The sequence below is a fragment of the Christensenella intestinihominis genome, from assembly GCF_001678845.1.
Classification (GTDB): Bacteria; Bacillota; Clostridia; order Christensenellales; family Christensenellaceae; genus Christensenella; species Christensenella intestinihominis.
The window spans coordinates 220,191-231,924 of sequence record NZ_MAIQ01000002.1 but is presented as its reverse complement, the minus strand read 5'-3'; the positions used below and the strand labels follow the sequence as shown (position 1 = coordinate 231,924).

Sequence of the window (11,734 nt, the reverse complement as noted above, 5' to 3'; positions counted from 1 at the left end):
ATAAAGAGCGCCCGTTGCCCGGGAAAAAGGGCGTTCGGGCAGGAAGGATTCATGCATGGACGGCAACTATAAACTACAAATGAAGGACATTTCAAAAAGCTTTGCGGGGGTTCATGCGCTCCGCGATGTCAGCCTGAATGTGAAACAGGGGGAAATACACGCGCTGCTGGGTGAAAACGGAGCGGGAAAATCCACACTGATGAAAATTCTGTCGGGCGCCTACCAGAAGGATTCCGGTGAAATTTATATCGATGGAAAACAGGTAAAAATCCATACGCCACGCGATGCAAAAACGCTTGGAATCGCGGTTATCTACCAGGAGCTGGTGCTGGCGCCGGACCTTACCGTGGCGGAAAACATCTTTATTGACAAGCTGTCAAACGGGCGGGGATACATCAACTGGAAAAAACTGCGCGCGGATACGAGGAAACAGCTTGACGACCTTGGCTTTGGCGACATCGATCCCAACGCAAAATGCGGCGACCTCAGCATTGCATACCAGCAGGTCATCGAAATATGCAAATGCTTGACGCGCAAGGCGCGTATCCTGGTGCTCGACGAACCGACGGCGGTGCTTACCTTCAAGGAAATCCGCAAGCTTTTCGACGTGCTGAACAAGCTGCGGGACGACGGCGTAAGTATCATCTATATATCCCACCGCCTGGAAGAAATTTTTGAACTGAGCGACAACATTACGGTACTGAAGGACGGGCAGTATGTAACAACCGTGCCCACAGGCGAGATCGATAAGCATCGGCTTGTGAACCTGATGGTGGGCCGGGAACTCAAAGACCTGTTCCCTCCGCGCAGCGCGTCCATCGGCGAGGTTGTCCTGTCAGCGGAAAACATCCGGGCCGTGCCCCGCGTAAACGGCGTCAGCTTTTCCGTACGGGCCGGGGAGGTCGTCGGGTTCAGCGGCCTTGTGGGCGTGGGCCGGACGGAAACCATGCGAGCCATTTTCGGGGCCGATAAAATGGATTCCGGCAAAATCCTGTATTGCGGGAAAGACACGCATTTCAAAGACCCGAAAGACGCGGTCAGGCACAAATTCGGAATGCTTTCCGAGGACCGGAAGAACGAAGGCGTGCTGCTCGAGCAGAGCATCCGCATGAACGTTACCATTGCCGCGCTCGATAAAGTGACGGACAGGACGGGCTTCATCATCAAGCGCAAGGCGGAGAAAAAGTTCGTGGAGGATATCCTGAAAAGTATCCAGACCAAATATGCATCCATTGAAAACGATGTGGACAGCCTGTCGGGCGGCAACCAGCAGAAAATCGCGCTGGCGAAATGGATCGCGGCGGACTGCAAGTGCATCGTGTTCGACGAGCCGACACGCGGCGTCGATATCGGTGCGAAGGTAGAAATTTACAAAGTAATCAACAGTTTTGCGGAAAACGGCATCGCCGTGGTCATGATATCGTCTGAGATGCCTGAAATCATCGGCATGTGCGACAGGGTGTATGTCATGCGGAACGGCAGGGTTTCCGGGGAACTTGAAAGGGAAGAACTGAGCGAAGATCAGCTGATCAGCTTGGCGATGGAGGTATAGTATGCAAAAGTCAATCAATCTGAAATCATTTCTGGTAAAAAACAACACGTATATCATATTTTTTGCCATGCTCATCGCGTGTATCTTTATATCGGAAACGTTCCTGCTGCCCATTAACCTGATTAACATCGGTTTGCAGCAGTCCGCGCCGTTGCTCGTTGCGGTCGGCATGCTCTTTGTCATCATGACGGGCGGCATCGACCTTTCGGTCGGCTCGATTATGGCGATCTCGTCGTCCGTTGCCTGCCTCCTGATGCGCGACGCGGGCTTTGGCCTTGCGGGCGGCATCCTCGCGGCGGTATGCATCGGGCTGATCTGCGGCATGATTACAGGCGCGCTGGTGGCATACTGCAACATGCAGGCGTTCGTGGCCTCCCTTTCCGTCATGACGGCGGTGCGGGGCGTCGCGTACATCATCACCAACGGCTCGCCCATCAAGGTGGAAGGGACAACGCTTTCCACGCTGGTCGCGCCGGGAAACGGCTATCCGGTCATCATTATCGCGGCGCTCGTGATTGTGGCGTTCTGCCTGATCCAGAATTATACGACCTACGGGCGTATTGTCATCGCGGTCGGAAGCAATAAAAACGCGGTAGAGCTCGCGGGTATCCGCGTCAAGCGCTATATGCTCTCTACCTATATGATCAGCGGCGTGCTTGCGGCAATTGCCGGAATTTTCTATTCGGCAAGGACGTCCACCGGCAGCGCGACGGTCGGCGACGGCGCGGAGCTCGACGCCATCGCGGCCTGCGTGCTGGGCGGCGCAAGCCTCACAGGGGGGCGCGGGAGCGTATTCAAAACCCTGCTTGGGGCGCTGATCCTTGCCTTTATCGGCAACATCATGAACCTCAAGGGCGTCGGCGCGTATGCGCAGGATGTCGTCCAGGGCTGCCTGATCGTCGCTGCGGTGCTGCTGCAGGGAATCAAGAGTAAGTAAGGGGGGGCGCGGACGTGGACAAAAAACGGATCACCGTCATCGGGCACTATGGAATGTCCCTGCTGATGGATGTGGAGCGCTTTCCGGTCGTGGGCGAAACGGTGGAGGGGCTCGGCCTCGTGACCGAGCCCGGCGGAAAAGGATATAACCAGGCCATTGCCGCCAGCCGCCTCGGCGCGGAAGTGAATTTCATCACCGCCGTAGGGGACGACGAGTTCGGGGCGCTGTGCGATAAGGACCTCGTTTCCGAACAGGTAAAGGGGCGGTATATCATCCCCTTTGAAGGACAGCGGACGGCGTGCGCCTTTGTCATCAATTCGGCGGATAAGTGCAGCGAGGTATATGTATATCCGGGGGCGATCCGCAAGGTGACGGGCGCGCATATCCAAAAATATGCGGATGTGATCGCGCAGAGCGGCCTGCTGCTCCTGCAAAATGAAATCACGGCGGAAGCGCTTGCGGCGGCGGTCGATATCGCGCGGGAGGCGGGCGTGGAAATTATTTACAATCCCGCCCCCGCAAGGGAGCTGCCCGCGGAGGCTTTCCCGCATATCACCTGCATCACGCCGAACGAAACGGAGGCGGCCCTCCTCACAGGGGCGGACCCGGACGCGCCGCTCGACGTCGGGCGGGCGCTTCACAGGCTGCATGGGCTGGGCGCGAAAAACGTTATCATAACGCTCGGCGAAAAGGGTTCCGCCGTGTCGCTTGAAAACGGACAGACGCACCGGATCAGGAGCATGAAGGTGGACGTGGTGAGCACGACCGGCGCGGGCGATTCCTACAATGCCGCATTGGCGGTGCATTATATGGAAACGCGCGACATCCTGGGGTCCGCAAAATACGCGGCCGTGGCCTCCGGCCTCCAGGTGATGCGCCCCGGCGTTATTGCAAATATGCCGTACCGGCAGGAAACCGACGAATGGTTTTCCAGGCATAAGGACGAAATTTAAGGAAAAGGAGCACAGGAGATGGACTTTTATAACAGGGAAGCGGATATCCACATACCCGACGGGCTCGGTGAAAAGGAGGCGCTGGCGCGGACAACCATCATGAGCATTGCCGCCCACCAGGACGACTGCGAGATCATGGCATACCACGCAATCGCAAAATGCTACGAAGAAGACAGCGAGTGGTATACCGCCGTTGTGCTGACCGACGGGGGCGGTTCCCCGCGCTCGGGCGAATACGCAAATTATACCAACCACGAAATCCATGTGAAACGTTCGCAGGAACAGCGCGCGGCCGCGGATATCGGCAAATACGGCGCCATGGTGCAGCTGGCCTATTCCAGCGCCGACGTGCGCAGCGATAAGTGCGGCATCATAGAGGACGAACTGGTTTCCCTCCTGCTCGCGGCGCGCCCGCACACCATGTTTATCCATAATACTGCGGACCGCCACGAAACCCACCTCGGGGCCTGCCTGCGCGCGCTCAAGGCGCTGCGCAAGCTGCCGAAGGAGGCGCGGCCGCAGCATGTATACGGAATGGAGGTATGGCGTTCGCTCGACTGGCTGAGCGCAAGGGAGCGGCTGGTGTTCGATACCTCGCGGTATCCGGAGCTTGCAAAAGAGGTAATCCAGGCGTTCGATTCACAGTGTACACCCAAAAAGCGTTTTGACCTTGCGGCGCTCGGGCGGCGGCTCGGCAACGCGACGTTCCAGGAGCCTCGCGAGGTTGACGAAAGCGATTCGTGCAACCTCGGCATGGACCTCACGCCGCTGGTTGAAGACGATACGATCGACATTCGGGAATTTACACTCGAATACGTGAAGCATTTTTATGACGATGTAGACGGGCTGCTCCGGCAGCTTGGGGGAGGAAACAAATGAAACTGGTAATCACGCACAGCTATGAAGAGAGCGCGGCCCTGTGCGCCGAAATGATGAACGGGGTATTCCGGGAGAAGCCGGAGGCGCTGATGGGCCTTGCAACGGGCAGCACGCCCGTTCCCGTATATGAAAAAATGGTGGAGGCGCACAAAGCGGGAAGGGTGGACTATTCCCGCGCGCGTTCCATCAACCTCGACGAATACATCGGCCTTGCGGGAAGCGACCCCAATTCCTATCTTTATTTTATGCGCACGAACCTGTTTGACCACGTGGGGATATCCCCGGAACGCGTGTGGATACCGGACGGGACAAAGCCGGTGGAAGGCGAGCTTGCGCGCCTGAACGATTACCTCGACAGCCACGAAATGGAAATACAGCTGCTGAGCGCGGGGACGAACGGGCACATCGGCTTTAACGAACCCGGGGACGTGTTTTATGACAAATACCACGCCGTCGAACTGACGGAGGAAACGCGCAGGAGCAATTCCCGGCTGTTCAACCATATTGACGAAGTGCCGAAAGCCGCCATTACCATGGGAATCGGGGGGATCATGCGCGCGAAAAAGATTGCCTTCCTTGCGACGGGCGACGAAAAACTGCGGGCGATGAAAGCGATCCTCGAAGAGGGCAATATTACGCCGCGGGTGCAGGGCACCGTCCTGAAGCTGCACCGCGACTGTACAATTTTCCTTGACCATGCGCTTGCGCGGCAGATCACGCCGGACCGCGGCGTGGAAGTTATCTACAAATAAAACAAAACCAGAGGGGGATTTTATCATGATTAAAATGGCTGTTATAGGCGCGGGGCTGTGGGCGCGGGAGCACGGGAGGATTTTCACCGAAATGGCCGGCGTCGCACCCGTTGCGATCTGCGACCTCAACCGTTCGCGCGCGGAGGAATTCGCGGCCATGTTCGGCATCGGGGACGACCAGGTTTATACCGACCACAAGGAAATGCTCGCCAAATCCGGCTGCGACGCGGTATCGATCGTAACGCCGGACTTCCTGCATACGGAGGTCGCGTGCGACTGTGCCGCCGCGGGAAAGCATATGCTGATTGAAAAACCGCTTGCCACGCGGCGGGACGACGTGTTTCGTATCCTTGATGCGGCGGCGAAAAACAAGGTGCGGGTGATGGTGGACATGCACAACCGCTGGAGCCCGCCGTTTAATAATGTGAAGGCAATCCTCGACAGCAAGCGGTACGGAGACCCCGTCAACGCCTATTTCCGGCTGAACGACGTGAAATCGGTTGCCACGGATATGCTGTCGTGGGCGTCAAAATCCTCGATCCTGTGGTTCCTCGGGAGCCACTCGCTGGATACGCTCAACTGGCTCCTTGAAAGCCGCCCGCGCGAGGTGTATGCGCTTTCCTCCCGCGGCGTGCTCGACGGCCTCGGCGTGGATACGGTGGATGTATACCAGACGTCAATCAAGTATGAAAACGGCGTGATCGCCCAGATGGAAAACGGATGGATTACGCCCAATGGAAATCCGTGCGTCAACGATATCAAATTCAATATTGTATGCGAGCGCGGCAAGATGGATATCGATGCGTCCAGCAACAACCTGCTCCAGGTGACGGGCGACGACCGCCTGGATACCGGCGACTGCATCGTGGCCAATCAAATTTTCGGTTACCATAAGGGGTTTGCCTACGAGAGCATCCGCAGCTTTCTTACGAAGCTTGAAAGCGGCGAAGAATTCTTTGTTTCGCTCGAGGATTCGGCACGGGTGGTGCTTGCGCTCCTTGCGATTATGGAATCGGCGGAGACCGGCAGGATCGTGGCCTGCGAAACCGTATAAATTTGTTGTTTCCTTCGCTCCCCGCCGCAGTGAAGCGGCGGGGAGGATGCGCAAATCTGAACAGGCAAAGGGAAAGGCGGGCGGCAGCCCGCTTTTTTCGTGGGGAAAAATATTTCCCCATGTGCCGCGATACGTAATATATAAGCAGGACGGCCGCCCCGGCGGGCTTTCCCGAAAAAGGAATGGAAACCCATACGTTTTTTTGTTATAATAATGAATCATATGGAGCCGGCCCGCCGAAGCTCCCGGAGGATATTTGTTTGAAGTATGACGTAACGCTCAGCATTGTCAATTACAATGACTATGAACGGGCAAAGGAAGCAATCGCGTCCGTCCTGCAATATACGCACGGGGTCCGTGTGAAAATATATTTGGTCGACAACGCCTCCAAGGATGGGAGCGCCACCAGGCTCGCGGACCAGTTTCCGTCCATCAGCGTGATTTTCAGCGATAAAAACCTTGGGTTCGGCGCCGGGCACAACCTTGTGCTGCCGCTCATCGATTCCGATTTCCACGCCATTGTGAACCCCGATATTATCCTCAAGGGGGATATCCTCGCGGAACTTACGGATTATATGCGAAGCCACCAGGACGTGGGGATGTGCACCCCCGCGATCCGCTATATGGACGATACGCCCCAGCAGCTCCCGAAACGGAACCCGCGCCTGAAATACCTGATCGCGAACCGTACGCCGGGAAAACGGTGGGAGCCCCTCCGCCGCTACTACAAGATGCTGGACGAGGACCTTTCGGATGTTACGGATGTGGAATTTGCGTCCGGGTGCTTCCTTTTTGTACGCACCCCGCTTTTGAAATTCGTGGGCGGGTTTGACGAACGGTATTTTATGTATTTCGAGGATGCGGACCTTACGCGCACCCTGCGCAAAAATACGCGGGTGGTCTATTATCCGCATGCCTATGTTTATCACGATTATTCGCGGGCCAGCGCGCACAGCGCGCGGTACCTGCTGATTCATATTGCATCCATGTTCAAATATTTCTGGAAATGGAGGGGGCAGGGCGATGTTTCCGCTCCCAATGATATGGCCGGTTCGGAAATCAAATAATTTGTAAAAGAGGTACGGTAACGATGAAGGGAATTATACTTGCGGGCGGCAGCGGGACGCGCCTGTATCCGCTGACGATCATGACCAGCAAGCAGCTTTTGCCGGTTTATGATAAACCAATGATCTATTATCCGCTTTCCACGCTGATGCTGGCGGGTATCAAGGATATCCTGATTATTTCAACGCCTGTGGACCTGCCGCGGTTCAGGAACCTGCTCGGGGACGGGCAGCAGTTCGGCATTTCGCTTTCCTACAAAGAGCAGCCCTCGCCGGACGGCCTCGCGCAGGCCTTTATCCTGGGAGAGGAATTTATCGGGGGGGATTCGTGCGCGATGATCCTTGGCGATAATATTTTTTACGGAAACGGGCTTTCCCAGCTGATGGCGGAAGCGGTGGCGAACCAAAACCGCGCGACTGTGTTTGGATATTATGTGGACGACCCGGAACGCTTCGGAATTGTGGAGTTTGATAAAAACGGCAGGGCGCTTTCGGTCGAGGAAAAACCGGAGGAGCCGAAATCCAATTACGCGATCACCGGGCTTTATTTTTACGATCACCGCGTGGTGGAATATGCGAAGGCATTGAAGCCGAGCGCGCGGGGCGAGCTTGAGATCACGGACCTCAACCGCGTCTACCTTGAAAAGGGAGACCTCGACGTAAAGCTGATGGGGCGCGGTTATGCATGGCTCGATACGGGCACGTTTGATTCCCTGATCGAGGCGGCGGAGTTCGTGCGCATGCTGCAAAAACGGCAGGGCATCGTGATGTCGGCCCCGGAGGAAATTGCCTACCGTAAGGGCTGGATCGACGTGGAAACGCTTGTTGAGAGCGCAAACCGGTATGGAAAGTCATCTTATGGACAGCACCTGCATGCTGTTGCGAAAGGAAGGGTACTCGATATATGAAAGCGGTAGAGACGGGAATCAAAGGCCTTGTGGTCATTGAGCCGGATTGCCACGGCGACCATCGCGGCTGGTTTATGGAAACGTACAGCAAGCCGAAATTTGAAGCGCTCGGGATCACCTGCGAATTCGTGCAGGACAACCAGTCCTATTCGGCGCAGAAGGGAACGCTGCGCGGCCTGCATTTCCAAAAAAACCCGATGGCGCAGTCGAAACTTCTGCGGTGTACGCGCGGGAAAATACTCGATGTGGCGGTGGATATCCGCAAAAATTCCCCAACCTATAAGAAATGGTTTGCGGTCGAGCTTTCGGCAGAGAACAAAAAGCAGTTTTTTATGCCCAAGGGAATGGCGCATGGCTTTGTGACGCTTACGGACGATGTGGAGGTGCAGTATAAGGTGGACGCGGTATACGCGCCCGAATGCGACCGCTCCATTCGTTTCGACGACCCGGACCTCGGGGTAGACTGGGGCGTCAGCGACCCTGTCCTTTCGGAAAAGGACCTGAGGGCGCCGTTGCTTTGCGACAGCGACGCGGACTTTTAAATGCAATGAATAAGGAATAAGTAATAGGGAATAATAATGGTGTCGGCTTTGCCGACGCGCGTAGCGCTCCTTATTTATTCCTTATTACCTATTCACTATTATTTTTTTGGTGACAGACAAAAGAAGGAGCAAATATAAAAACTATGAAAATACTCATCACCGGCGGAGCCGGATTCATCGGAAGCAATTTTGTGTTCCACATGCTGGAGAACCACCCGGATTACGACCTTGTGGTCCTCGACCTGCTGACGTATGCGGGCAACCTCGAGACCCTCAAGGACGTCCTGGACAAACCAAACGTACGTTTTGTGCGTGCGGATATTGCCGACAGGGAGGCGGTTTTCGGCGTGTTCCATGAAGAGCATCCCGATATCGTCGTGAACTTTGCGGCGGAATCGCACGTGGACCGCTCCATCGAAGACCCGGGCATTTTCTTAAAGTCCAACATCATCGGCACGCAAACGCTGATGGACGCGTGCCGCAAGTATGGAATCACGCGGCATCACCAGGTATCCACGGACGAGGTATACGGCGACCTGCCGCTTGACCGCCCGGATTTGTTTTTCACGGAGGAAACGCCCCTGCATACCTCATCGCCCTATTCGGCCTCCAAGGCCGGCGCGGACCTGCTGGTGCAGGCGTACCACAGGACGTATGGCCTGCCCGCGACCATTTCCCGGTGCTCGAACAACTACGGGCCGTATCATTTCCCGGAAAAGCTGATTCCGCTGATTATTGCGCGGGCGCTTGCGGACGAAAGCCTGCCGGTGTACGGCACGGGCGAAAACGTGCGCGACTGGCTGTATGTGCGCGACCACTGCGCGGCCATTGACCGTATCATCCATGACGGGCGCGTGGGCGAGGTCTATAATATCGGCGGGCACAACGAACGCACGAACCTTGAGGTCGTGAAAACGGTCCTGAGGGAGCTTAAAAAACCGGAAAGCCTGATTACGTATGTTAAGGACCGCGCGGGGCACGACATGCGCTACGCGATCGACCCGACCAAAATGATGAACGAATTCGGCTGGAAGCCCACCACGACGTTTGACGAGGGCATCAAAAAGACGGTGAAATGGTATCTCGAGAACGAGGACTGGTGGAAGAATATTATCAGCGGGGATTACCAGGAATATTACGAGAAGATGTACGCGGACAGGTAGAAAATGAATAAGTAATAATGAATAAGGAATAAATGTGGAGCGCGGCGGCGCCGCGCGAATGATGGTCGCCGACGCAAGCCGCAAGAGGTTTTAATAATGAAAGTACTTGTAACAGGTGTAAAAGGACAGCTTGGATATGACGTGGTGCGGCATCTTGACGCGCGGGGCATTGAAAACAAGGGCGTCGATATCGAGGATTTCGACCTCACGGACGAAGCGGCCGTGCGCGGGTATATCGGGGACTATAAACCTACGTGTATCGTCCATTGCGCCGCCTATACGGCGGTGGACCGTGCGGAAAGCGAACGGGAAACGGCTTTTGCGGTCAATGTGACGGGCACGAAAAACGTGGCGCTTGCCGCGAAGGATGTAGGCGCCGAAATGATGTATATCAGTACGGACTACGTGTTCGACGGCTTTTCCAAGGAAACGCCGTGGGAGGCGGACGACCCCAAAAACCCGCAGAACGTATACGGCAAAACCAAATACGAAGGCGAGCTCGCGGTGCAAAAGCTTCTTGACGATTACTATATCGTGCGGATTTGCTGGGTATTCGGCAAAAATGGGAACAATTTTGTAAAGACCATGCTGCGGCTTGCGGAAACGCACGATGAAATTTCCGTGGTAAACGACCAGCACGGCGTCCCCACCTATACCTACGATGTGGCAAGGCTCCTATGCGATATCATCGAATCCCATAAATACGGGGTTTACCAGGCGCCCAACGAGGGAGACACCACATGGTACGATTTTGCGGTGGAAATTTTCCGGCAGGCGGGAAAGGGTACAAAGGTGAACCCGGTTTCCACGAAAGAATATGCCAAAATGAATCCGACGGCGGCGGCACGTCCCAAAAATTCGCGGCTGTCGAGGAAAACGCTGATCGACGCGGGCTTTTCACGCCTGCCCGATTACAAGGACGCGCTCGCAAGGTACCTGAAAGAAATATAAACTATGGAACCCCTGATTTCGGTTGTCATTCCATCCTATAATTACGAAGCCTATATCGGCCATGCCATTGAATCCGTGGCCGCGCAGAGCTACCGCAACCTCGAGCTGGTCGTGATTGACGACTGCTCGCAGGACGCCAGCTTTGAAAGGGTGAACGATCTTGCCCGGAACGAGCTCCTGCGGGAACGTTTTTCCGGACGGATTACGGTGCGTGAAAACGAACGGAACCTGGGGGCGCATGAAACCATCAACGAGGGCATTGCGGCGGCAAACGGCGAATATCTCGCCATCCTTAACGCGGATGACCTTTTCGAGGTGAACCGGTTTTCCGCGATGATGGAAGGGATGCGGCGCAAGGGGGCCATGTGGGGATTTTCGCGCGTGCGGTGCATCGGCCCGGAAGGCGAGCCCCTTGAAACGGAAGAGGCGCGTTCGTTTGAACGGATTCAGGAGAAGCTCTCCGGCAAGCGGCATGCCGCGCTTGCGGCGGTGGCTGAAAACGTAGGGATTTCCACGGGTAATTTGCTTTTTTCCCGCCAGCTTTTCGATGGAATCGGCGGATTCAAAAATTATAAGTATGTGCACGACTACGACTTTTTCCTGCGGGCATGCCTGTACGACGAGCCCGCTTTTTCAATAGAAACATCCTATCTTTACCGTTTGCACGGGGAAAATTCGTTCCTGTCCCTGCACGAGGAGGGGGTGCGGGAAAACCGGGTCGTGTGGCTGGAATTCTACCGTGCCGTGCAAAAAGGAGAAATTGCCAACCGGACGATCCTGCAAAACCCGGCGTATGTGCAGGAATTTTACGAGGCGGTCAGTGCGGAGGGCGAAAAGAAGCGGGCGCTGTGGAAGCTCGCCAAAAATCCGCTCATGCGCGCGAGCCTTCGGCTGTTCAAAGCAAAATACCATATGGATTGACCCTTTGGCTCCAGGTAAATTACTTCCAGGGAAAAGCAGGAGTGCTTTTCTTTTTTTT

At 55.7% G+C, this 11,734-nt stretch carries 12 protein-coding genes; all 12 read left to right on the top strand.

Annotation, left to right across the window (positions count from 1 at the left end; all coding sequences use genetic code 11):
- The first annotated feature begins 55 nt into the window (after positions 1-55).
- The 12 genes from BBD38_RS03740 to BBD38_RS03685 all read left to right on the top strand — a co-directional run bounded on the left by BBD38_RS03740 (position 56) and on the right by BBD38_RS03685 (position 11,676).
- A complete protein-coding gene (locus BBD38_RS03740; RefSeq protein WP_066684737.1) occupies positions 56-1,552 on the top strand; it encodes a sugar ABC transporter ATP-binding protein in 1,497 nt (498 codons plus the stop codon).
- Position 1,553: 1 nt separating this feature from the next.
- Positions 1,554-2,489 (top strand): ABC transporter permease, encoded by a 936-nt coding sequence (locus BBD38_RS03735; RefSeq protein ID WP_066684734.1) that lies wholly within the window; start codon positions 1,554-1,556, stop codon positions 2,487-2,489.
- Positions 2,490-2,503: 14 nt separating this feature from the next.
- Positions 2,504-3,442 carry a ribokinase gene (locus BBD38_RS03730; RefSeq protein WP_066684731.1) on the top strand — a complete coding sequence of 313 codons (939 nt, stop codon included), beginning with the start codon at positions 2,504-2,506 and terminating at the stop codon, positions 3,440-3,442.
- An 18-nt stretch (positions 3,443-3,460) separates the two neighbouring features.
- Positions 3,461-4,321, top strand: a complete 861-nt coding sequence (locus tag BBD38_RS03725) for a PIG-L deacetylase family protein (protein ID WP_066684728.1) — start codon at positions 3,461-3,463, stop codon at positions 4,319-4,321.
- On the top strand, positions 4,318-5,073 hold the full coding sequence (locus BBD38_RS03720) for a glucosamine-6-phosphate deaminase (RefSeq protein WP_066684725.1): 756 nt from the start codon (positions 4,318-4,320) through the stop codon (positions 5,071-5,073). The genes BBD38_RS03725 and BBD38_RS03720 overlap by 4 nt, the downstream gene beginning before the upstream one ends.
- Positions 5,074-5,098: 25 nt before the next feature.
- Positions 5,099-6,127, top strand: a complete 1,029-nt coding sequence (locus BBD38_RS03715; protein ID WP_066684722.1) for a Gfo/Idh/MocA family protein — start codon at positions 5,099-5,101, stop codon at positions 6,125-6,127.
- Positions 6,128-6,387: 260 nt separating this feature from the next.
- The gene (locus tag BBD38_RS03710) at positions 6,388-7,194 is read left to right on the top strand and encodes a glycosyltransferase family 2 protein (protein WP_066684719.1); all 807 of its coding nucleotides are present in this window, start codon (positions 6,388-6,390) and stop codon (positions 7,192-7,194) included.
- A 23-nt stretch (positions 7,195-7,217) separates the two neighbouring features.
- Positions 7,218-8,099, top strand: coding sequence for a glucose-1-phosphate thymidylyltransferase RfbA (rfbA, locus tag BBD38_RS03705; protein ID WP_066684716.1), 882 nt, complete (start codon positions 7,218-7,220; stop codon positions 8,097-8,099).
- Entirely contained in the window at positions 8,096-8,641 is a 546-nt protein-coding gene (rfbC, locus tag BBD38_RS03700; protein WP_066684713.1) for a dTDP-4-dehydrorhamnose 3,5-epimerase, read from the top strand. Before rfbA ends, rfbC begins: the two co-directional genes overlap by 4 nt.
- A gap of 143 nt (positions 8,642-8,784) precedes the next feature.
- The gene (gene rfbB / locus BBD38_RS03695; RefSeq protein WP_066684710.1) at positions 8,785-9,804 is read left to right on the top strand and encodes a dTDP-glucose 4,6-dehydratase; all 1,020 of its coding nucleotides are present in this window, start codon (positions 8,785-8,787) and stop codon (positions 9,802-9,804) included.
- Positions 9,805-9,900: 96 nt separating this feature from the next.
- Positions 9,901-10,755 (top strand): dTDP-4-dehydrorhamnose reductase, encoded by an 855-nt coding sequence (rfbD, locus tag BBD38_RS03690; protein ID WP_066684708.1) that lies wholly within the window; start codon positions 9,901-9,903, stop codon positions 10,753-10,755.
- Between the two features lie 3 nt (positions 10,756-10,758).
- Positions 10,759-11,676, top strand: a complete 918-nt coding sequence (locus BBD38_RS03685) for a glycosyltransferase family 2 protein (protein WP_066684706.1) — start codon at positions 10,759-10,761, stop codon at positions 11,674-11,676.
- The last annotated feature ends 58 nt before the right edge of the window (positions 11,677-11,734 follow it).

What these genes read in the sequence shown, in the direction of transcription:
- rfbB (WP_066684710.1), top strand. Translation starts at nt 8,785, where the DNA reads ATGAAAATACTCATCACCGGCGGAGCCGGATTCATCGGAAGCAATTTT.
- BBD38_RS03735 (WP_066684734.1), top strand. Translation starts at nt 1,554, where the DNA reads ATGCAAAAGTCAATCAATCTGAAATCATTTCTGGTAAAAAACAACACG.
- rfbD (WP_066684708.1), top strand. Translation starts at nt 9,901, where the DNA reads ATGAAAGTACTTGTAACAGGTGTAAAAGGACAGCTTGGATATGACGTG.
- BBD38_RS03740 (WP_066684737.1), top strand. Translation starts at nt 56, where the DNA reads ATGGACGGCAACTATAAACTACAAATGAAGGACATTTCAAAAAGCTTT.
- BBD38_RS03685 (WP_066684706.1), top strand. Translation starts at nt 10,759, where the DNA reads ATGGAACCCCTGATTTCGGTTGTCATTCCATCCTATAATTACGAAGCC.
- rfbC (WP_066684713.1), top strand. Translation starts at nt 8,096, where the DNA reads ATGAAAGCGGTAGAGACGGGAATCAAAGGCCTTGTGGTCATTGAGCCG.
- BBD38_RS03715 (WP_066684722.1), top strand. Translation starts at nt 5,099, where the DNA reads ATGATTAAAATGGCTGTTATAGGCGCGGGGCTGTGGGCGCGGGAGCAC.
- BBD38_RS03720 (WP_066684725.1), top strand. Translation starts at nt 4,318, where the DNA reads ATGAAACTGGTAATCACGCACAGCTATGAAGAGAGCGCGGCCCTGTGC.
- BBD38_RS03725 (WP_066684728.1), top strand. Translation starts at nt 3,461, where the DNA reads ATGGACTTTTATAACAGGGAAGCGGATATCCACATACCCGACGGGCTC.
- rfbA (WP_066684716.1), top strand. Translation starts at nt 7,218, where the DNA reads ATGAAGGGAATTATACTTGCGGGCGGCAGCGGGACGCGCCTGTATCCG.